The sequence below is a fragment of the Pseudomonas sp. TWI929 genome, from assembly GCF_039673335.1.
Taxonomy (GTDB): Bacteria; Pseudomonadota; Gammaproteobacteria; order Pseudomonadales; family Pseudomonadaceae; genus Aquipseudomonas.
On record NZ_JBDJLK010000061.1, the window covers coordinates 11850 to 33875 of the forward strand.

At 64.9% G+C, this 22026-nt stretch carries 17 protein-coding genes; 5 read left to right on the top strand and 12 right to left on the bottom strand.

The genetic code is table 11. From position 1 onward, the window contains the following. Positions 1 to 42: 42 nt before the first annotated feature. The 3 genes from ptsP to ABE456_RS20785 are packed head-to-tail and all read left to right on the top strand — an operon-like array spanning position 43 to position 5579. Positions 43 to 2895, top strand: a complete 2853-nt coding sequence (gene ptsP / locus ABE456_RS20775; RefSeq protein ID WP_346645597.1) for a phosphoenolpyruvate--protein phosphotransferase — start codon at positions 43 to 45, stop codon at positions 2893 to 2895. Continuing rightward, positions 2896 to 3843: a 1-phosphofructokinase gene (gene pfkB / locus ABE456_RS20780; protein ID WP_346645598.1), complete on the top strand. Its 948-nt coding sequence runs from the start codon at positions 2896 to 2898 to the stop codon at positions 3841 to 3843. Beyond that, positions 3840 to 5579, top strand: a complete 1740-nt coding sequence (locus tag ABE456_RS20785; protein ID WP_346645599.1) for a PTS fructose-like transporter subunit IIB — start codon at positions 3840 to 3842, stop codon at positions 5577 to 5579. Before pfkB ends, ABE456_RS20785 begins: the two co-directional genes overlap by 4 nt. A 121-nt stretch (positions 5580 to 5700) precedes the next feature. Here ABE456_RS20785 and ABE456_RS20790 read toward each other — a convergent pair whose 3' ends face one another. Next, a complete protein-coding gene (locus tag ABE456_RS20790) occupies positions 5701 to 5922 on the bottom strand; it encodes a DUF3820 family protein (protein ID WP_346645600.1) in 222 nt (73 codons plus the stop codon). 200 nt (positions 5923 to 6122) lie between these two features. On the opposite strand from ABE456_RS20790, the gene ABE456_RS20795 reads away from it, so the two are divergent. Further along, positions 6123 to 6599, top strand: coding sequence for a PA2169 family four-helix-bundle protein (locus ABE456_RS20795; protein WP_346645601.1), 477 nt, complete (start codon positions 6123 to 6125; stop codon positions 6597 to 6599). On the opposite strand, the gene ABE456_RS20800 is transcribed toward ABE456_RS20795, so the two are convergent. From ABE456_RS20800 to norR, 11 genes are all read right to left on the bottom strand, one after another. Continuing rightward, the gene (locus tag ABE456_RS20800; protein WP_346645602.1) at positions 6596 to 8086 is read right to left on the bottom strand and encodes a sensor domain-containing diguanylate cyclase; all 1491 of its coding nucleotides are present in this window, start codon (positions 8084 to 8086) and stop codon (positions 6596 to 6598) included. The genes ABE456_RS20795 and ABE456_RS20800 overlap by 4 nt on opposite strands. A 170-nt stretch (positions 8087 to 8256) precedes the next feature. Continuing rightward, the gene (locus ABE456_RS20805; RefSeq protein WP_346645603.1) at positions 8257 to 9588 is read right to left on the bottom strand and encodes an OprD family porin; all 1332 of its coding nucleotides are present in this window, start codon (positions 9586 to 9588) and stop codon (positions 8257 to 8259) included. A gap of 205 nt (positions 9589 to 9793) precedes the next feature. Continuing rightward, a complete protein-coding gene (locus ABE456_RS20810; RefSeq protein ID WP_346645604.1) occupies positions 9794 to 10018 on the bottom strand; it encodes a hypothetical protein in 225 nt (74 codons plus the stop codon). Positions 10019 to 10334: 316 nt separating this feature from the next. Further along, a complete protein-coding gene (locus ABE456_RS20815; protein ID WP_346645605.1) occupies positions 10335 to 11723 on the bottom strand; it encodes a heavy metal sensor histidine kinase in 1389 nt (462 codons plus the stop codon). Continuing rightward, positions 11698 to 12372 carry a heavy metal response regulator transcription factor gene (locus ABE456_RS20820; RefSeq protein WP_264361800.1) on the bottom strand — a complete coding sequence of 225 codons (675 nt, stop codon included), beginning with the start codon at positions 12370 to 12372 and terminating at the stop codon, positions 11698 to 11700. Before ABE456_RS20820 ends, ABE456_RS20815 begins: the two co-directional genes overlap by 26 nt. Positions 12373 to 12381: 9 nt before the next feature. Further along, complete coding sequence (locus tag ABE456_RS20825) at positions 12382 to 15474, bottom strand: multidrug efflux RND transporter permease subunit (protein WP_346645606.1); 3093 nt, start codon at positions 15472 to 15474, stop codon at positions 12382 to 12384. Next, positions 15471 to 16634 (bottom strand): efflux RND transporter periplasmic adaptor subunit, encoded by a 1164-nt coding sequence (locus ABE456_RS20830; RefSeq protein WP_346645607.1) that lies wholly within the window; start codon positions 16632 to 16634, stop codon positions 15471 to 15473. Before ABE456_RS20830 ends, ABE456_RS20825 begins: the two co-directional genes overlap by 4 nt. Positions 16635 to 16913: 279 nt before the next feature. Next, positions 16914 to 17648, bottom strand: a complete 735-nt coding sequence (locus ABE456_RS20835; protein WP_346645608.1) for a YkgJ family cysteine cluster protein — start codon at positions 17646 to 17648, stop codon at positions 16914 to 16916. Then, a complete protein-coding gene (locus ABE456_RS20840; RefSeq protein WP_346645609.1) occupies positions 17645 to 17956 on the bottom strand; it encodes a hypothetical protein in 312 nt (103 codons plus the stop codon). The genes ABE456_RS20835 and ABE456_RS20840 overlap by 4 nt, the downstream gene beginning before the upstream one ends. Positions 17957 to 18044: 88 nt before the next feature. Next, a complete protein-coding gene (locus ABE456_RS20845) occupies positions 18045 to 18944 on the bottom strand; it encodes a chemotaxis protein (protein WP_346645610.1) in 900 nt (299 codons plus the stop codon). Positions 18945 to 19049: 105 nt separating this feature from the next. Further along, entirely contained in the window at positions 19050 to 20603 is a 1554-nt protein-coding gene (gene norR / locus ABE456_RS20850) for a nitric oxide reductase transcriptional regulator NorR (protein ID WP_346645611.1), read from the bottom strand. Positions 20604 to 20757: 154 nt separating this feature from the next. Between norR and hmpA the strand changes: the two genes are divergently transcribed. After that, positions 20758 to 21936, top strand: coding sequence for an NO-inducible flavohemoprotein (hmpA, locus tag ABE456_RS20855; RefSeq protein WP_346645612.1), 1179 nt, complete (start codon positions 20758 to 20760; stop codon positions 21934 to 21936). Positions 21937 to 22026: the final 90 nt, after the last annotated feature.

Below are 22026 nucleotides of genomic sequence, written 5' to 3' on the forward strand. Positions count from 1 at the left end.
AATACTCCAGTACCCGACCGGGAACTGCAAAAGGAGAAGGTCATGCTCGAGCTCGCCAAGGAGCAGATAGCCATGGGCCAGACGGCCGCCGACAAGGCCGAGGCATTGCGCCTGCTGGCCGAGCGGCTGGTTGCTGACGGCCTGGTTGCCGACGGTTACCTGCAAGGGCTGCAGGCCCGCGAGGCGCAAGGCTCCACCTTCCTTGGCCAGGGCATCGCCATCCCCCATGGCACGCCGCAAACCCGTGACCTGGTGTACGCCACTGGCGTGCGCCTGCTGCAGTTCCCCGAAGGGGTGGACTGGGGCGATGGGCAAATGGTCTACCTGGCCATCGGTATCGCCGCCCGCTCCGACGAACATTTGCGCCTGCTGCAACTGCTGACCCGCGCATTGGGCGAGACAGACCTGGCCGAAGCCCTGCGCCGGGCCGGTTCCGCCGAAGCGCTGCTGAAACTGTTGCAGGGCGCGCCACAAGAGCTGGCACTGGACGCGCAACTGGTCGGCCTGAACCTGCCGGCCGAAGACTTCGACGAACTGGCCTGGCGCGGTGCCCGCCTGTTGCAGCGCGCCGACTGCGTCGACAGCGGGTTTGCCGCCGTGCTGCAGCAGGCCGAGCCGCTACCGCTGGGCGAAGGCCTGTGGTGGTTGCACAGCGAGCGCCAGGTGCGCCAGCCGGGCCTGGCCTTCATCACCCCGCAGCAGCCGCTGCGCTACCGCGACCAGCCGCTCAACGGCCTGTTCTGCCTGGCCAGCCTCGGCGCCGCTCACCAGGCCTTGCTCGAACGCCTGTGCGAAGTGCTGATCGAAGGCCGCGGGCAGATGCTCTACCAGGCCACCAGCAGCCGTGCAGTGCTGGAAGTGCTGGGCGGTGAGGCGCCGGCGGACTGGCCCAGCGCGCGCATCGCGCTGGCCAACCCGCATGGTTTGCATGCCCGCCCGGCCAAGGTGCTGGCGCAACTGGCCAAAGGCTTCGAGGGGGAAATCCGTGTGCGTCTGGTCGACAGTGCGCAGCCAGCGGTGTCCGTGAAGAGCCTGAGCAAGCTGCTAAGCCTTGGCGCCCGCCGTGGCCAGGTGCTGGAGCTGGTAGCCGAGCCTGGTATCGCCGCCGATGCCTTGCCGGTGCTGCTGGCCGCCATCGAACAGGGCCTGGGCGAGGACGTGGAGCCACTGGCGCAGTGCACCGCGCCCATCGCCAGCGCAGCGGCCGAAGTGCTGCAAGCCCCAGAGGCCGGTAGCCGCGTCCAAGGTGTGGGCGCCGCCCCAGGCATTGCCAGCGGCCCGGCGCATGTGTGTGTCGAGCGTGAGTTCGACTACCCCCTGCGCGGCGAGTCATGCGCCCAGGAGCGACAGAAGCTGCGCGAAGCCATGGCGACAGTGAATGGCGAGCTGCAGGCCTTGGTCCAGCGCAGCGACAAGGCCATTGGCGAAATTTTCGTCACCCATCAGGAAATGCTTGCCGACCCGGCTTTGACCGACGATGTCGAGCAGCGTCTGGGCCAAGGCGAAAGTGCCGCAGCAGCATGGATGGCAGTGATCGAGGCGGCGGCCCGCCAGCAGGAGTCGCTGCACGACGCCTTGCTCGCCGAACGCGCCGCCGACCTGCGCGACATTGGCCGCCGCGTGCTGGCGCAGTTGTGCGGTGTGCAGGCCCAAGTGGAGCCGGAACAGCCCTACGTACTGGTCATGACCGAAGTCGGCCCGTCCGATGTCGCCCGCCTGGACCCAAACCGGGTCGCTGGCATCGTCACCGCCCAGGGCGGCGCCACTGCCCACAGTGCCATCGTTGCCCGTGCCCTGGGCATTCCGGCGGTGGTCGCTGCGGGCGCGTCGATTCTGCTGCTGGACAGCGGCACACCGCTGCTGCTCGATGGCCAGCGCGGTGTGGTCAGCGTGGCGCCGGCAGCGGATGAGCTGCAACGAGCCCTGGCCGAACGTGACCTGCGCGAGCAACGTTTGCAGGCCGCCTGGGCCAACCGCTTCGAACCCGCTGTCACCCGCGATGGCCATGCCGTCGAGGTGTTCGCCAACATTGGCGAGAGCAGCGGTATCGCCAAGGTGGTGGAGCAGGGTGCCGAAGGCGTGGGCCTGCTGCGCACCGAGCTGATTTTCATGGCCCACCCCCAGGCCCCGGACGTGGCCACCCAGGAAGCCGAGTACCGCCGCGTGCTCGATGGCCTCGACGGGCGCCCGCTGGTGGTACGCACCCTGGATGTCGGCGGCGACAAGCCGCTGCCGTACTGGCCGATCGCCGCCGAGGAAAACCCCTTCCTCGGCGTGCGCGGCATACGCCTGACCCTGCAGCGCCCGCAGGTGATGGAAGAGCAGTTGCGCGCCTTGCTGCGCGCTGCCGACCAGCGCCCGCTGCGCATCATGTTCCCGATGGTTGGCCAAGTGCACGAATGGCGCGAGGCGCGGGCCATGGTCGAGCGCCTGCGTGCCGAGATCCCGGTGGCCGACCTGCAACTGGGCATCATGGTCGAAGTGCCCTCGGCGGCCCTGCTGGCGCCGCAACTGGCGCGCGAAGTGGACTTCTTCAGCATCGGCACCAATGACCTGACCCAGTACACCCTGGCCATCGACCGTGGCCACCCCAGCCTTTCGGCCCAGGCCGACGGCCTGCACCCGGCGGTGCTCAACCTGATCGACATGACCGTGCGCGCCGCCCATGCCCATGGCAAGTGGGTGGGTGTGTGCGGTGAACTGGCCGCCGACCCACAAGCGGTCGCCGTACTGCTCGGGCTGGACGTGGACGAACTCAGCGTCGCTGCGCGCAGCATTGCCGAAGTCAAGGCCCTGGTCCGCCAGGCCGATCACCAGACGGCCCGCGCCCTGGCGCGTGAGGCCCTGCAACAGGACAGCGCCGCGGCGGTACGCGCGCTGGTGGAGCGTTCCTGAATGGCCAAGATCCTCACCCTCACCCTGAACCCGGCGCTGGATATCACCATCGGCCTGGATACGCTGCGCCCGGGGCAGGTCAACCGCAGCCATGTGCAGCACAGCCACGCGGCGGGCAAGGGGCTGAACGTTGCCCAGGTACTGGCCGACCTGGGGCACAGTGTGACCGTCGGCGGCTTCCTTGGGCGCGACAACCTGCCGCCGTTCGAGGCGCTGATCGACTGGCGCGGCTTTGCCGACTGCTTTGTCCGAGTGCCGGGAGAAACCCGCAGCAATATCAAGCTGGTCGAGGCCGATGGCCGTGTCACCGACATCAACGGCCAGGGCCCGGAGGTCGACGAGGCGGCGCGTAGCGCCTTGCTGCGCCGCCTGGAACAGGTCGCCCCAGGCCACGATGCGGTGGTGGTGGCAGGCAGCCTGCCGCGCGGGATCAGCACCGAATGGTTCCGCCAGTTGCTCGACCAGTTGAAGGCCCAAGGCCTCAAGGTGGCCCTGGACAGCAGCGGCGAAGCCCTGCGTGTCGGCCTGCAAAGCGCGCCCTGGCTGGTCAAGCCCAATACCGAAGAACTGGGCGAGGTGCTTGGCCTGGCTGTGGATAACCCGGCGCAACAGCGAGCTGCTGCCGAGCGCCTGCTGGCCAGCGGCGTCGAACACGTAGTGGTGTCTGCCGGTGAGCAGGGAGTTGGCTGGTTCGCCCGCGACCTGGCCGTGCATGCCTGCCCGCCCAAGGTGCGCGTCGCCAGTACGGTGGGGGCGGGGGATTCGCTGGTGGCTGGCATGGTCCATGGCCTGCTGCTGGGTGAGGCCCCTGCGCAGACCTTGATCCGCGCCACCGCGATTGCCGCTCAGGCGGTGACCCAGGTTGGCTTCGGCATCCGTGACCGCGAGCAACTGGCGCGCCTGGAAGCCGCCGTGCAACTGACAGAACAACAAGAGGGTTGCCGATGAACATTGCCATTGTCACCGCCTGCCCCAATGGCCAGGTGTCGAGTGTGCTGAGCGCGCGCTTGCTGTCTGCCGCTGCCCAGCGACGTGGCTGGAGCACCAGCGTCGAGGTGCAGGATGCCGAACACCCCGAGCGGCAGCTGAGCGCCGCGCAGATTGCCGAGGCCGATTGGGTGCTGGTGGTCAGCACCGGCCCGGTGAACCTGGCCCGCTTCGTTGGCAAGCGCGTTTACCAGAGCACGCCGTCGCAGGCCCTGGCTGACCGCGAGGGCTTCCTCGATGAAGCCGCAGCCAACGCCCAGTTGTTGGCGGATGTACCGGGCAGCCCGGTGGTTGCTGGCAGCGCTGGCGCGCGCATTGTGGCAGTCACTGCCTGCCCGACCGGTGTAGCGCACACCTTCATGGCTGCAGAGGCCTTGCAGCAAGCGGCACAGCAAATGGGGTACCAGCTAACCGTCGAGACCCAGGGCTCGGTTGGTGCGCGCAACCCTTTGTCTGCCGAAGCCATCGCCGCTGCCGATGTGGTGCTGCTGGCCGCCGACATCGAAGTGCCCACCGCGCGCTTCGCGGGCAAGCGTATCTACCGTTGCGGTACCGGCATCGCCCTCAAGCAGGCCCGCGCCACGCTGGACAAGGCCCTGGCCGAAGCCAAGGTGGAAAACAGCGCCGATGCCAGCGCTGCGACCGCGCCGGCCAAGGGCGAGAAGACCGGGGTGTACAAGCACCTGCTTACCGGTGTGTCGTTCATGCTGCCGATGGTGGTGGCCGGTGGCCTGCTGATTGCCCTGTCGTTCGTGTTCGGCATCGAGGCCTACAAACAGCCGGGTACTTTGCCGGCGGCGTTGATGCAGATTGGCGGCGAGGCTGCATTCAAGCTGATGGTGCCGCTGCTGGCGGGCTATATCGCCTGGTCCATCGCCGACCGCCCGGGGCTGGCCCCCGGCATGATTGGCGGCCTGCTGGCCAGCACACTGGGTGCGGGCTTCATCGGTGGCATCGTCGCCGGCTTCCTCGCCGGTTACAGCGCCAAGGCCATTGCCCGCTGGGCGCGTTTGCCCAGCAGCCTGGAGGCGCTCAAGCCGATCCTGATCATTCCACTGCTGGCCAGCCTGTTCACTGGCTTGGTGATGATCTACGTGGTTGGCCAGCCTGTGGCGGCGATGCTCGAAGGCCTCACGCACTTCCTCGACAGCATGGGCACCACCAATGCCATCCTGCTCGGGCTATTGCTGGGTGGCATGATGTGCGTTGACCTTGGCGGGCCGATCAACAAGGCCGCCTATGCCTTCTCGGTGGGGCTGCTGGCCTCGTCGAGCTACGCGCCGATGGCGGCGACCATGGCCGCTGGCATGGTGCCGCCGATCGGCCTGGGCATCGCTACCTTCATGGCCCGGCGCAAGTTTGCCCAGAGCGAGCGCGAGGCTGGCAAGGCGGCCTTGGCACTGGGCTTGTGCTTCATCTCCGAAGGGGCGATCCCGTTTGCCGCCAAGGACCCGCTGCGGGTGATCCCGGCGAGTGTGGCTGGCGGTGCGTTGACCGGGGCCTTGTCGATGTACTTCGGCTGCAAGTTGATGGCGCCGCACGGCGGGTTGTTCGTGCTGCTGATCCCTAATGCAATCAACCACGCGCTGCTGTATTTGCTGGCGATTGTGGCGGGTAGCTTGCTGACGGCGGTGGTGTATGCGGTGATCAAGAAGAGCGAGCGGGTTGAGCTGGCAGTGGCGCCGGTGAAAGGCTAGCGATATCAGGTGGCTTCACTGGCCTCTTCGCGGGTAAACCCGCTCCTACAGGGATTGCACAATCTTCAAGCTTGCACAGATCCTGAGGGAGCGGGTTTACCCGCGAAGAGGGCGGAACAGATCAGCGCCCATGCTTCTGCCGCAACGGCACCAGCAGGTCACCCAGCCCGTTGTGATCGATCTCATGCATCAACGCCAACAACCCGCCCAGCTCCCCCACCGGGAAGCCCTTGCGCGCAAACCACGCCAGGTAGTCCCCCGGCAGGTCGGCAATGATCCGCCCCTGGTACTTGCCAAACGGCATGCTGCGGGTCACCAGCAGTTCGAGGGTTTCCGGCTTCATCGGCGCACCTGGCTGTGGAAAAGCGCCGACCATACTGCAATCTGCACGAAGCCCCAAGCGGCAATCATGCAGAACGCCGCTATCGGGCGTTGCCTGCCAATTTACAACTTGTTGAATTTAAACAATTTTAATGTATTGAAAAGCTTGGCACGAAGGCTGCTCCTTTACAGATGACTATCACCTGCCAAGGAGTTCGTAGCATGAGCAACCCCAACAAAGATGTAATCGACGTGCTCAACGACCTGATCGAGTACAGCAAGGATGGCGAGAAAGGCTTCAAAGCCTCGGCCGATGATGTGAAGAGCGCCGATCTGAAAGCGTTCTTCGTCCAGCGTGCCGGCGAGTGCGCCAGCGCCGCTGGCGAGCTGCAAAGCGAAGTGCGCCGCCTGGGTGGCGACCCGGAAACTTCCACCAGCATCAGCGGCGACCTGCACCGCGGTTGGGTCAACCTCAAGTCGATGGTTACCGGCAAGGACGAAGAAGCGGTGCTCAACGAAGTGGAGCGGGGTGAGGACCACGCCCTCAAGGCCTACAAGCAAGCCCGCGAGAAGCTGGTGAAGCTGGGCCGCACTGCCAGCGACCCGACCTACACCCTGGTAGAAAAGCAATTGCAAGGTGTGCAGCGCAACCATGACCAGGTCAAGGCCCTGCGCAACGCCGCCCGCGCCCGCGCCTAAACGCCAGGCCCCTCTACCCGGTTGCGGCCTTTGGCCTTGGCCCGGTAGAGCGCTTCGTCCGCTGCACCCAGCACCCTCGCCAGGTCGTGCTGGGTGCCGGACAGGCCAATGCCGATGCTCACCGTAACCGCGTGGGCATCATCGGCAAACGGTGCCAGCGCCTCGACGTTGGCGCGGATGCGTTCAGCCAACAACTGCGCGCCGGCCAGGTCGGTTTCCGGCAGCACCACCTGGAATTCCTCGCCACCATAACGCGCCGCCAGGTCAGCTGGGCGGCGTATGCATGCCTCGATGGTCTTGGCCACTTCGCGCAAGGCATGGTCGCCACCGGCATGCCCATGGCGCTGGTTGAACGCCTTGAAATGGTCGACATCCACCATCAGCACCGCCAGCGGCTTTCGGTTGCGTTGGGCGCGGGCCCATTCCTGGCGCAGCACCTGGTCCAGGCGGCGACGGTTGGCCAGGCCAGTCAGGCTGTCGGTGGCGGCCAATGTCGCCAGGCCTTGTTCGGCCTCCTGGCGGCGGCGCAGCTCGCGCCCCAGCAACAGGGTCAGCCAGAGAATGCCCACGCACAGCACCCCAGTGGCAACGCTGACCAGAATTGCGGTACGGCGCCAGGACTGGAACACCTCATCGGCCGAGTGCGCCACCAGCACGATCAGCGGTAGCTGCGCGACCCGGGCAAAGGTGTACATGCGCGGCTTGCCGTCACGGCTGGAGTGGGCGGTGAAGTTGCCACTCTGTTCACTGAGAATGCGCTTGAAATTGGGCCGTTCGGCGTAGTTGCTGCCGATCAGCGGGTCTTGCGCGCGGCTGGGCTGGCGGGCGAGCAGCTGCCCGTCGCTGTTGAACAGGTTGATGCTGCTGTCGTCGCCAATGTCCAGGCGCTGGAACAGGTCGCTGAAGTACGACAGGCGCAGCGCCCCGGCCGCCACCCCGGCAAACTCGCCATTGGGGCCAGGGATACGCCGGCTGAAACTGATGCACCAGTCGAGCTCGCCGAGCTTGGCCTTGAACGGCGGCCCCACCAGCAAGCCGAGGTTGGCGTTGTGCTGGTGCGCCTTGAATACGCCGGTATCGCCGAAGTTGGCCTTGCGCGGCACGATGCTGGTGGAGTCGCCCACCACATTGCCCTGCTTGTCCAGCCACAGTACGTCACCGCGCTTGCGGTCGACGAAGGCTTCATTGAACAGCAGGCGTTGGCGCAACGGGCCGGGTATTTCCGGCAATTCCTTGCGCCCGACCGCCCAGATCAGGCCTTGCAGTGACTGGTCGTAGAGCTCGACGTTACGCAGGATGTCGCTTTCGATCAGCTGGACGATGTTGTTGGACGAGCGAATGGCGGACAGCTCGACGCTGTCGCGTTCACGCGCCAGCAGGTAGCTGACGATAGCCACGATGGCGAGCACGGCAAGGCAACTGCCCAGGTTGAGGGTCAGCTCGGGGTGCGACCTGTAGAGTGCTGAACGCGGGGATTGGGTGGGCATGCTCGCTACTGCGTGGGCAGGGCCATTCGCGGCGGCGACATTCTAGGGAAGCGGTGATTGTCGGACAAGATTTGTCCGACGGAATCGCGTATGGGGCTGCTGTGCAGCCCAATCGCGACACAAGGCCGCTCCCACAGGGGAATGCGTTTTCCTGTGGGAGCGGTCTTGGGTCAGAACACGTTCAGTGGGTAATCGACGATCACCCGCACTTCATCGTTGTCGCTGTTGCTGTCGATCGAGGCATAGCCCTGGCTGCCACGGTGAGTGGCATAGCGCACCAGCACCGACAGGTCCTTGAAGTCACCCTCCTGGAACACGTACTTCACATCCAGGTCGCGTTCCCAGTGCATGGCGTTCTTGCCATCGGCAACGTAGTAGTCGTAATGGGTGTTGTTCGGGTCGACCTTGGTCAGGTCAGCCTCACCGCGCGAGTACGACAGCGAGCTGGTCAGGCCAGGTACGCCGACACCGGCAAAGTCATAGTCGTACTGCAGCTTCCACGAGCGCTCGTTAGGCGCGTTGAAGTCCGAGTACATGCGCGAGTTGTCCAGGTACACGCTGTCGCCCAGGTTGATGTAGTCGAACGGCGTGTTGCCATTGACCCGCTGGTAGGCGGCAGTGACGCTGTGGTACCCGGCGTTGACGGTGAAGTGCACGCTGTAGGTGTTGTTGTCGATCTTGCCCAGCAGGGCCTGGCCGGTGTCCTGGGTGTGATAGAAGTGCACGCCCGGGTTCAGGCTGACCAGGTCGTTGACCACGTAGGTGTAGTCGAAGTCAGCGTAGTACTGGTTCCAGACGTCCTTCAGCTCGGCCGCGTACAGGTTGGTGGTGATGTTTTCGGTGCCGCTCCACGACGCGCCGGCCCAGTTCAGGTGCTTGCTTGTCTGGCCGTCCATGTCGCCGTAGTAGGTGTCGATACGACGGTGGCCGCTCTGGTTGTACGGGTGGGTGAAGCTGACTTGGCCGCCTTCGAGCAACAGGCCGTCGACGCTGTGGTTGGTCAGGCTCACGCCGCGGAAGGTCTGCGGCAGCATGCGGGTTTCACCGCCAGCGATCACTGGGTTGGTGAGGAACAGGTCACCGGCCTTCAGCTCGGTGTCGAAGGCCTTCAGCTTGATCGCAGCCCCGGCAGTGGAGAACGAGTGTGGGGCAGCGCCCAGTTCGTCTTCGTTCTTGTGGTGGGTCGGCAGGATGCTGGTGCCGGCATGGCCGCCACCGCCGTCGAGCTTCAGGCCCAACATGGCATGGGCGTCCAGGCCAAAGCCGACCACACCTGGGGTGTAGCCCGATTCGAAACGGGCAACCGCGCCCTGGCCCCACTCGCGGGTGTCGCGCACGCCGGCGTTGTGGTTGTCGCGGTTGAAGTAGGCATTACGGAAATGCAAGTTGAATGACGAACCTTCGATGAAGCCATCAGCCTTGTCTTCATCTGCCTGGGCGGCGAAAGGGATCGTTGCAGTCAACGCAATGAATAGCGGGGTAAAACGAAACGCGGAAGACACCGGTACAAGCTCCTTCGGTATGACGGTGGGGCAGTTTTTATTTTTGAATGTGCGTCTTTTTTATAGGTAGACGTTACAGCGGGGCTGATAGTTAAGGCACATAAAAAAAGCCGCTGATCGGCAGCGGCTTTAAAAGGCTAACATATCGGCACCGGTGGTGCCCATGGCGTAGCCAAGGGAAAACGGGAGCAGTAACAACGCTTGATCAGCTGTCGGCATTGGTATCGACGGCGACCTTGGAAGCTGTCTGGTTAGCGTCTTTGGCGGCGTCAACCTGCTGTGCTGCTACGGCTTCGCGGGCCTCTTGGTGGACGGCGGCGAACTCAGCATTACGGGTGACGAAAGCCTGGGATTCTTCGGCCATGGCCAGGGGCGACAACAACAGGGACGACAGGACGAAGACGCTGGCAATACCCATACTGTTGGACATTTGAAACTACCTTCTTGCTGTGCAAGTGCTAATGAGGACGGGGGTAAAGTTAGTCCTTTCAATGCACTTGAAACAGAGCGAAGTGCGATAAGCACTGTTGCGCAAAAGGTAACGATCCATGAAAAAGCAATAGTACTTTCGCCGCAAACCCGCATGCTAGAGGGCCTGCGCGGTATTTTTTTTTGTGGGAGCGGCCTTGTGTCGCGAAAGGGGCGCGAAGCGGCCCCAGGTTCCGTGCCATGGCAGCAATTGCCGGGGGCTGCTGTGCAGCCCTTTCGCGACACAAGGCCGCTCCCACATGGACCGCGACCGCCTGTCAGGCATGGGTGGGCAGCCTGATACCAAAGGTATTCGCCCCAGCCCCACTGCGCACAAACACCTCGCCCCCATGCATCAGCGCAATCGCCTTGACGATCGCCAACCCCAACCCATGGTTGCCGCCACCGCTGTTGCTACGCGCCGCATCCACCCGGTAGAAGCGCTCGAACAGCAACGGCAGGTGTTCATCGTCAATCGCCGGCCCAGGGTTGCTCACGGCGATGCTGACCTGTTCGGGCCCGGCATCGATCTGCACCTGGATCACCTGGTGCGGTGCCGTGTGCTGCACAGCGTTGTTCAGCAGGTTGATCAGCGCCCGGCGCAGCTGGGCCTTTTCGATGGGGGCCTGGGCGTCACCGCGCACGCTTACGCTCACCTGCGCGTCTTCAAGGATGTAGTCCAGGTAGTCGAGGGTGGTTGCCACTTCCTCGGCCAGCGAAGCCTGGGTCAGGGCAGTGGCCTTGCTGCCCTGGTCGGCGCTGGCCAGAAACAGCATGTCGTTGATGATGCTGCGCAGGCGCTCCAGCTCTTCCAGGTTCGACTGCAGCACTTCGAAGTAATGCTCTGCACTGCGGCCACGGGTCAGCGCTACCTGGGTCTGGCCGATCAGGTTGGTCAGCGGCGAGCGCAATTCGTGGGCGACGTCGGCATTGAACGCCTCCAGCCTGGAGTAGGCCTGGCTGACCCGGTCGAGCGCGGCGTTGAAGGCACCGGCGAACTGCGCCAGCTCGGGGGGCAGGGCGTGGGTCTGCAAACGCCCGTCCAGGCGCGGCGGGGCCAGGGCCTGGGCTTCGTTGGACAATGCCAGTAATGGGCGCAGGCCGATGCGCGCCACCCAGTAGCCCAGCAGCGAAGCCAGCAACACGCCAAGCACCGCCAGCCCGACAATCGCCACCAGCAGGCTGTGCTGGGCCTGCCAGAATGTTTCGGTGTCGATACCGATCAGAAAACGCAGCGGTGGCCGCTCGCCAAGCGCCGGCAGCTCGCTGACCAGCACCTTGTACGGGTAGGGCCGGTCGGGCAGGCGCAAGTCGCGCATGCCCTGTGGGCCTTCCGCGAATGCCCGGACCAGCTCGCTGGGGTGGCCATATTCGTAGGCCGGGTTGCTGCTGACCACCCAGAAGCGGATGCGCTTGTCCTCTTCACTGAGCAGGTTGAGCTTGTTGTTGATCTTGGCCCAGTGCTCTGGCGTGCCGAAGCGGTTGAGGGTGGACTCCAGCACGCTGAAGCGTGCGTCCAGTTCGGCTTGCGGCAGCAGGTCGAGGCTGCGGTCGACCTGGCGGTATAGCGCCGAGCCGATCAGCAGGAACACGCCCAGCGCCACCAGGATGAACAGCGCCGACAAACGCAGCGCGATGGAATTACCCCGCACGGTTTTCCAGGACATAGCCCATGCCTCGGATGGTGTGCAGCAGCTTGTTGTCGAAGGGCCCGTCAAGCTTGGCGCGCAGGCGCTTTATCGCCACTTCGACGACGTTGGCGTCGCTGTCGAAGTTGATGTCCCAGACCAGCTCGGCAATTGCCGTCTTCGACAGGATTTCGCCCTGCCGGCGGGCCAGCACGCTGAGCAGCGAGAATTCCTTGGCGGTCAGCTCCAGGCGCTGGCCGGCACGCGTGGCCTTGCGCGCCATCAGGTCGATCCACAGGTCCGCCACCTGCACCTGCAACGGTTCATGGCTGCTGCTGCGCCGGGTCAGGGCCTGCAGGCGGGCGACCAGCTCAAGGAACGAGAACGGTTTGCCCAGGTAGTCGTCGGCACCCTCGCGCAGGCCGTGGATGCGGTCTTCGACCCGTTCGCGGGCGGTCAGCATGATCACCGGCGTTTGCTTGCGCGCGCGCAATGCGCGCAGCACGCCATAGCCGTCCAGGCCTGGCAGCATCACGTCCAGCACGATCACCGCGTAGTCGCCCTCCAGGGCCAGGTGCAGGCCATCGATGCCGTCGCGCGCCAGGTCGACGGTAAAGCCCTGCTCGCTAAGGCCGCGATGCAGGTAGTCGGCGGTTTTTTCTTCGTCTTCGATGATCAGCACGCGCATGGTCTTGTCCTAACTGGCACTGGGTGCCGCCGCACGGGCAGCCTGGCGGCGGTGGAACAGGCGCTCCAGGGCCAAGTATATGACCGGGGTGGTGAACAGCGTCAGTGCCTGGCTCACCAGCAGGCCACCGACCACGGCGATGCCCAGTGGCTGGCGCAATTCGGCGCCGGTGCCAAAGCCGAACATCAGCGGCACCGCGCCGAGCAAGGCGGCCAGGGTGGTCATGATGATCGGCCGGAAGCGCGTGAGGCAGGCCTGGTGAATCGCCTGCTCGGGTGTCAGGCCCTGGTGGCGCTGGGCTTCCAGCGCGAAGTCGATCAGCAGGATGCCGTTCTTCTTGACGATACCGATCAGCAGCACCACGCCGATCAGCCCCATGATGCTGAAATCCTGGCCCATGGCCCACAGCAATATCAGCGCGCCGAGGCCGGCCGAGGGCAGGGTGGAGATGATCGTCAGCGGGTGGACGAAGCTTTCGTACAGCACGCCAAGGATGATGTATACCGCAACCAGTGCGGCCAGGATCAGCCATGGCTGGCTCGACAGCGAGCTCTGGAAGGCCTGGGCCGCACCCTGGAAGTTGCCGCTGATGGAGTCGGGCATGCCCAGCTCGCGTTGGGTGCGGTCAAGGATGCTCACCGCATCGCCCAAGGCCACGCCAGGGGCCAGGTTAAATGACAGGTTGGCGGCCGGGAACAGGCCATCATGGCTGATCGACAGCGGCCCGGTGCTGGGCGGCGCCACGTGGGCCACGGCCGACAGCGGTACCATCTCGTTGGTCAGCGGCGAGCGCAGGTAGAAGTAGTTGAGGCTCTCGGCCTTGCCGCGCTGGCGCGCATCCAGTTCGAGGATCACCTTGTACTGGTTGGTCTCGGTCTGGAACTCGCTGATTTGCCGCTGGCCGAAGGCGTCGTACAGCGCCTGGTCGACGTCGGTTGTGGTCAGGCCGAAACGGGCCGCAGCCTGGCGGTCGATATCGATGCGGGTGACGCTGGCGCCCAGTTGCAGGTCGTTGGACAGGTCGCGGAACGCCGGGTTTTCCCGCAGGCGCTCGGTCAGGCGCTGGGTCCACAGGTTCAGCGCATCACCGTCGTTGCTCTTGAGCACGTACTGGTACTGGGTGCGCGAAGGCCCCGAGCTGAGGTTGATGTCCTGGCCGGCGCGCATGTACAGGACAATGCCCGGCACCTGGGCCAGTTTGGGCCGCAGCCGGTCGATCAGCTCACTGGCCGACACATCGCGCTCGCCACGCGGCTTGAGGGCGATCCAGAAGCGGCCGTTGGCGATGGTCTGGTTGCTGCCGGTAACGCCCACCGAGTGCGAGAACGCACGCACCGCCGGGTCGGCGCCGATGATTTTCGCCAGCGCCTGGTGCTTCTCGATCATCGACGGGTACGACACATCAGCCGCGGCCTCGCTGGTGCCAAGGATGAAGCCGGTGTCCTGCAGCGGGAAGAAGCCCTTGGGGATGGCCACGTAACCGGCCACCGCCAGCGCCAGGGTCACCCCGAACACACCGAGGGTCAGGCGCTGATGGGCGAGGGCACGGTCCAGGCCCTTTTCGTACCACTTGACCAGGCGCTCGCCAAAGCCGCCCTTGTGCTCGCCCGGCGGGCGGCGCATGAACAGCGCGCACAGGGTGGGCGCCAGGGTCAGCGAAACCACCACCGAAATCAGGATGGTGGAAGTGGCGGTGAGGGCGAACTCCTTGAACAGCCTGCCAACCACGCCACCCATGAACAGCAGCGGGATGAACGCGGCAATCAGCGAAAAACTGATCGACACCACGGTAAAGCCGATTTCCCCGGCGCCTTTGAGCGCTGCGGTGCGGCTGTCGTCGCCGGCCTCCAGGTGGCGGTGGATGTTCTCTACCACGACGATGGCGTCGTCGACCACGAAGCCCACCGAGATAACGATGGCCACCAAGGTCAGGTTGTTCAGGCTGAAACCGAAGATGTACATCAGTGCGCAACTGGCGATCAGCGACACGCCGAGTACGCTGGACACCACCATGGTCGCCGACCACTGGCGCAGGAACAGCGCCATCACCCCGATCACCAGGACCACGGCGATCATCAGGGTCAGCTCCACTTCATGCAGCGAGGCGCGGATGGTCTGGGTGCGGTCCTGCAGCACCGACACCTCGATCGAGGCCGGCAGCATTTCCTGCAGCTTGGGCAGGGCGGCCATGACCCGGTCCACAGTATCGACGATGTTGGCGCCTGGCTGGCGGAAGATCACCAGGTTCAGCCCCGGCTGGTCGCCGGACCAGGCTTTGACGTAGGCGTTTTCCGCGCCGTTGATGACCTTGGCCACGTCCTTCAGGTGCACGGGTGCGCCGTCGCGGTACGAGACGATTAGCTGGGCGTAGTCTTCGGGGTGGAACAGCTGGTCGTTGGCGGCGATGGTCGACACGCTGTGCTCGCCGTACAGCGCGCCCTTGGCCAGGTTCAGGCTGGTTTGCTGGATGGCCTGGCGCAGGTCGGCCAGGGTCAGGCCGATGGCAGCCAGCTTCTCGGGTTGCGCCTGTACCCGGATCGCCGGGCGCAGTTGCCCGGTGATGTTGATCAGGCCCACCCCTTCAATTTGGCTCAGCTGCCGGGCCAGCAGGGTTTCGGCGTAATCGCTGAGGTCGTTGCCAGGCATCTGGTTGGAGCTGACCGTCATCACCAGTACTGGGCTGTCGGCCGGGTTGACCTTGCGCCAGGTCGGCGGGTTGGGCAGGTCCTGCGGCAGGCGTGCGGTGGCGGTGTTGATCGCCGCCTGTACTTCCTGGGCGGCGGTGTCGATGTTCTTGTCGAGGGTGAACTGCAGGATCAGGGTTGTCGAACCCAGCGCGCTGCTGCTGGTCATCTGGGTCATGCCGGGGATGGCACTGAACTGCACTTCCAAGGGCGTTGCCACCGACGAGGCCATGGTTTCCGGGCTGGCACCAGGCAGTTGGGCGGTGACCTGGATGGTTGGGAAGTCTGCTTCCGGCAGGGGGGCCACTGGCAGACGCGGGAAAGCGATGGCCCCCAGCAGCACCAGGGCGAAGGTCAGCAGCAAGGTGGCGATGGGGTGGTCGATGCACCAGGCCGAAACACTGTTGCGCGTGTTCATGGCTGGCTCCGGCGGTCGGCCATTTCCGAGGGGGCGGGGGCATCAGGAGCTACCTCTACCCGCGAGCCCGGCTTGAGCCGCGACTGGCCATCGAGCACCAGGCGTTCACCCGGCTTGACCCCGGCAATGATGTTCAGCCCACTGTCCTGGTACAGCACCTTGACCGGCACGCTGGTGACCTTGTCGCCGTCCAGGCGGTAGACGAAGTGCCCGTCAACGCCGCGTTGCACCACCGGTGGCGGCACCACCAGGGCGTTTTCTTCCACCCCGGTGCGCAGGCGAATGGTGACCAGTTGGCCCGGCCACAGGCGGCCGTCCTTGTTGTCGAACTCGGCTTTCACCCGCACGGTGCCGGTGGTGGCGGAGATCTGGTTGTCGATCAGCGCCAGGTGGCCTTCGCCCAGTAGGCTGCGTTCACCGTCGGCGTCCATATAGGCCTGCACCAGCGCCGGGGTGGGCGCCTTGAGCAGGTTTTGCAGGGTGGGCAGCATTTGCTGCGGCAGGGCGAACTCGACGGCGATCGGGTCGATCTGGGTGACACTGAACAGGCCTCGGGTGTCGCTGGTGCGCACCAGGTTGCCGGGGTCGACGTTGCGGATGCCCACCCTGCCGGTCACCGGCGAGCGGATCTGGGTATACGACAGCTGCACCTCGGCATTGGCGATGGCCGCCTGGTTGCCCTTGACCGTGGCTTGCAGGCGATTGACCAGGGCCTGTTGCTGGTCGAGGGTCTGCTTCGACACGCCGTTGTCGGTGCTTAGCAGGCGGTAGCGTCGCAGGTCGACATTGGCCACCTGGATTTGCGCCTGGCTCTGGCCCAGCTCCGCGCTGGCCTGGTCGAGGCTGGCGCGGATAGCGCGGTCGTCGAGGGTGGCCAGCAGGTCACCTTCCTTCACCCATTGGCCTTCCTTGACCAGCACTTGGGTCAGCACACCTTCCACCTGCGGGCGCACCTCGACGCTGTGCAGCGAAAGCACCGAGCCGATGGCGCTGGCGTAGCGTGGCACGTCCTGCTGGGCGACGCTGACCACGCGCACTGGAACAGCCGTTAGCGCACGGGTGGCGGGGGCTGGCTGGCGTTGCGAGAACCAGCTGCCCGCGACTACCAGGGCCAGGAGTGCCAGGGCGGCGAGGAGGACAGAACGGGACGGACGTCGCATCGGTGCGGGCACCTTGGCCAGAGGGGGAGGGAATGGTGGTCAGTATTCAATCTTATAGCCCCAGAACCGGGTCGGCAGCATGACCGCTGGCTGACAGCCTTGTCAGTTTCAGCTCTCCGCCCATACGCGGTCTCGCTTTTTTTGTGGGAGCGGCCTTGTGTCGCGAAAGGGCTGCGAAGCAGCCCCGGCAATATCAGCATCATGGCCGAAATCCAGGGGCCGCTCTGCGGCCCGATCGCGACACAAGGCCGCTCCTACAGAGGATCGTGTACGTGCTGGCTAGAAACCGATAAAGGCGTAGTACACCGGGGTTTCATTGGTCGTGTGCAAACCATGCCCCTGCAAGCTCGCCACCAGCGCCTCATCCTCCACATGCACGGTCCAATGTGCGCCGTTATCCCCGGGCACTTGCGCCAGCGCCGCAGCAAACGCGTCCATGTTCGGCAGGTAGGCGGTAAACCCGTTGCCCTTGAGTGCACTGGTGGTCATACCCAGCGCCTGGCACACCGCGACCTTGGCGGCGATGTCATCGCGGTCGGCCTGGCGCGAAGCCTGAACCAAGGCCTCCAGTTCGGCATCGACCAGTTGCGTACCGTGGATCAGCTCTGGCCCCTGCTGCCAGGCCTCGGGCGGGCAGTCCTTGCCCTCTGGCCGCAGCGGAATATGCGGGTTGATCTCCACCGGGTAGATGCGGCACACCAACGGCCGCTGGTCATAGATGGTGCACAGGTCGTTGTCGTCGAGGTTGCGGCAACGCCCGGGGTTGAACGCGGCAAAGGTCACCGACACCCGTGCCTCGCCGTCACCGCAAGGCACCGGATGGGAACGGCGCAGTACGTGATCACGTTGCTCCAGCGGCATACCCGGGCCATCGGTGACGAAAGCTTCGATCAGCACGATCACCTGGCCGGCGTCATCCGCCCAGCGGCGCGCTTCGTCAAGGGTCAAAGGCACGTGGTGCCCGGTGCAGCACTTGCCGCAGCTGGTACAACCAAAACGCAGGCTATCGGTCACTTGGCTTCCGGGCTCCATTCGCTGACGAAGGCACGCTGCTGCTGGCGGTCGTACAGGCACAGTTCGGTACCAGTGCGCTGTTGCATGTGCTGCTGTGGGTAGACGCCTTCGATCAGCAGGGCGCTCATGCCGACCTGGTCATCGAACTCGGCGGGCTTGCCGCGGGCGTGGGCGTCCTTGAACTGGCTGGCGGCCAGGCAGGCCTTGAGCATCTGCTGGCGTTGCTCGTTCCAGGCCTGGCTGCTGGAGGCGTGGGCGATACCGCTGAAGAGGGCGCAGCTGATCAGGATGGAGCTGAGAAACTTCATACGCGATTACGCCAAGTTGCTTGCGAGAGGCGCGAATTATGCCCGACTCACCCCCGGCAGCAAGCCGGGGAGTTTGTCGCTAAACATATCAGCGCTCGGCGAACACCACAGTCCGCGCCGCCACTACCAGACAATCGGTCAGCTCCGGCGATGAGAACTTGGTCAGGATGGCATTGGCCCCGGCCTGGGTGGCTTTCTCGCTGCTCATGGCGCTGTCCAGCGAGGTGTGCAGCAGCACGTACAGGTGCTGGAAGTCGGGTGTTTCGCGCAGGGTGCGGGTGAAGGCGTAGCCGTCCATCTCGCTCATTTCGATGTCGGAGACAATCACGTTGATTTCCTGCTCGGTGCCTTGCAGCTCAAGCAACACGTTGATGGCGTCTTTGGCGCTGCGCGCGGTGTGGCATTCGATACCGAGGTTGCGCAGGGTGTGCACCGATTGCTGCAGGGCCACGTTGCTGTCGTCCACCACGAGGATGTTGCTGGCGGCCAGCAGGCTGGCGTCTTCTTCACTCAGGCCACTGTGCTGAGGCTCGGCCACGGGCGGGGCAATTGCGTGAATGACCTTTTCGATGTCCAGCACCTGCACCAGGGTGTTGTCGACGCGGGTAACGCCGGTGATGAACGAGCGATTGCCCGAGCCGTAGGGCGGCGGTTTGATGTCGGTGCTCAGGCAATGCACGATGCGGCTTACCGCCTGCACATGCAGGCCCTGGCGCGAGCGGCTGATCTCGGTGACGATCAGGCAGCCGCCGTTGGGGTCGGCCAATGGCTGCTCGCCGATGGCGCGGGACAGGTCGATGACCGACAGCGAGTGGCCACGCAAGGTCGCCACGCCTTTCACGTGGGGGTGTGATTCGGGCAGCTTGGTCAGCGGCGGGCAGGGGATGATCTCGCTGACCTTGAGCAGGTTGATTGCCATCAGCTTGCCGCTGCGCAGTGTGAACAGCAGCAGGGACAGCGAGTCCGCGCGGGCATTTTGCGTGGCCATGGTGACCTTCGTCGGGAACAGGGGATAACCGGTTATCGGCCTGTTTTGCTCGGGCTTTAGGGCTGCGGGGGATTCTGGGGCGCAAAGCGCCCCCAGGGTTTCAATTCAGCGAAGCCCCAGCCGGCGGGCCAGGCGGCTAAGGTTGGCGCGGTCCAGGCCAAGCTCACGAGCGGCCGCTGCCCAGTTTTCCTGATGCCGTTGCAGGCAGGCTTCGACCACCTGGCGTTGGTAGACGTCCACGGCTTCGCGCAGGCCGCCTTCGGGCAGTGTTGCCGCCTGCAATGGCGCCGCAGGGGAGGGCAGGGGGGCCGGCATCGCCGTTGCGCGCAGGTCCAGGTCGATGGCTTCCAGGGTGAGAATGCGTGGCCGGTCGGTGTGCTGGCCCAGCGCCTTGAGTGCCGAGCGGCCAATCAGGTGTTCCAGTTCACGCACGTTGCCTGGCCAGCCGTAGGCCACTAGCGCGGCCTGGGCTTCGCTGCTCAGGCGCAGGCTGTTCAGGCCCAGGCGCGAACGGTTCTGTTCGAGGAAGTAGCCGGCCAATAGCAGCACGTCCTTGCCACGTTCGCGCAATGGCGGCACGTGCAGCGGGTACACGCTGAGGCGGTGGTAGAAGTCGGCGCGGAAGTTGCCCGTGCGCACTTCCTCGGCCAGGTCGCGGTTGGTGGCGGCGATCAGGCGCACATCCACCCGGTGCTCGCGATCCGAGCCCAGGCGCTGCAGCTGGCCGCTCTGCAGCACGCGCAACAGCTTGGCCTGCACGGTCAGCGGCAGCTCGCCCACTTCGTCGAGGAACAGCGTGCCGCCATTGGCCAGCTCGAACTTGCCGCGGCGCTCGCCGTGCGCGCCGGTGAAGGCACCGCGCACATGGCCGAACAGCTCGCTTTCCACCAGCGTGTCGGGCAGGGCGGCGCAGTTAAGGCTCACCAGCGGTTTGTCGGCGCGGCTGCTGGCCTGGTGCAGGGCCTGGGCCACCAGCTCCTTGCCGACGCCGGTTTCGCCGGTGATCAGTACGGTCAGGTCGCTGCCACCGACCAGGCGGATTTCTTCCACCAGGCGTTTGTGTGCGGGGCTCTGGCCAATCAGCTCTTTATCCTGGCCGCTGGCCTGACGGTAGATTTCGGCGCGGTGGTGTTCGTCTTCGGCGCGCAAGGCCAGGTGCTCGATGCGCTCGGCCACGGTCACGGTGGCGGCGGCCAGGCTGGCAAAGGCTTGCAGGGCATCCAGCTCCATGCTCTGGAACTGCCCGGGGGTGAGGGCGTCGAGGGTAACCAGGCCCCACGGGCGCTCATCCACCATCAACGGGCAGCCCATGCAGTCGTGCACCTCAAGGTCGGCATCGGGGGCGTTGACCAAACCATCGTAAGGGTCGGGCAGTTCAGAGTCGCTGGCGAAATGGGTGGGTTCCGGGCGGCTGAGCAATATCTGGAAGCGCGGGTGCTCGCTGACCCGGAAGCGCCGGCCCAGGGTGTCGGGGCTCAGGCCATCCACCGCCAGCGGCACCAGCCATTCACCGTCCAGGCGCAACAGCGCGGCGGCGTCGCACGGCAGCAAGCCCCGCATGGCTTGCAACAGGCGGCGGTAGCGTTCCTGATCAGGTAAATCGCGGGACAGGTCGCTAACCAACGGTAGCAGAGTGGTGAGCAGCGGCTTTGTGGTCATATGGACTCCTGTAAGTCGATTTGACTATACGCCGGGGTAGGTCGTTTTGACATGACCTGCGTCAAACCCCTGATTTTACTGGCGATAAAAGTTGGCACGATTGCTGTAATAGCAGGGGCAGTCATTTGAAGCCACAGGCTCAGGAGTTGTTGCAATGCTCAATGCCGAACAACGTGCAATCATCAAGGCCACCGTACCCCTGCTGGAAAGCGGCGGCGAAGCACTGACCACCCACTTCTACAAGATGATGCTCAGCGAGTACCCAGAAGTGCGCCCGCTGTTCAACCAGGCCCACCAGGCCAGTGGTGACCAGCCACGTGCCCTGGCCAATGGCGTGCTGATGTATGCCCGCCACATTGACCAGTTGGAGCAGCTGGGCGGCCTGGTCGGCCAGATCATCAACAAGCACGTTGCCCTGCAGATTCTGCCCGAGCACTACCCGATCGTCGGCAGCTGCCTGCTGCGCGCTATCGAGGAAGTGCTGGGCAAGGACATCGCCACTCCTGCGGTGATCGACGCCTGGGGCGCGGCCTATGGCCAGTTGGCCGACATCCTGATTGGTGCCGAAGAGAACCTGTATAAACAGAAGGAAGAGGCCGACGGCGGCTGGCGCGGTACCCGCGAGTTCCGCCTGGTACGTCGCGAGCAGGAGAGCAGCGAGATCGTTTCGTTCTACTTCGCCCCGGTGGATGGCAAGCCGGTGCTCAAGGCCGAGCCTGGCCAGTACATTGGCCTGAAGCTGGACATTGATGGTGCCGAGCAGCGCCGCAACTACTCGTTGTCGGCGCTGTGCGACGGCAAGGAATACCGCATCAGCGTCAAGCGCGAGGCGGGCGGCAAGGTTTCCAACTACCTGCACGATCAGCTGGTGGTGGGCGATACCCTGCAACTGTTCCCGCCGGCGGGTGACTTTACCCTGGCGGCCAGCGACAAGCCGTTGGTGCTGATCAGCGGTGGCGTGGGTATTACCCCGACCTTGGCGATGCTGCAGGCAGCGCTGCAAACCCAGCGTGAGGTGCACTTCATTCACTGCGCGCGCAACGGCGCCGTGCATGCCTTCCGTGACTGGATCGATGGCCTGGCCGAGCGTCATCCGCAGCTCAAGCGCTTCTATTGCTATGAAGAGCCGGAGGGTGGTGCTGCGGCCGATGCCGTAGGCCTGCTGAGCGAGGACCTGCTGGCCGAGTGGCTGCCGCAGGAGCGTGATGTGGATGCCTACTTCCTCGGGCCCAAGGGCTTCATGGCGGCGGTCAAGCGCCAGCTGAAGGGCCTGGGTGTGCCGGAGCAGCAGAGCCGCTACGAGTTCTTCGGGCCGGCGGCTGCGCTGGAGTGATGTAGCGCCTGTACTGGCCTCTTCGCGGGTAAACCCGCTCCCACAGGGTAATGCACCGGTTTTGAATGTGGTGCAGTCCCTGTAGGAGCG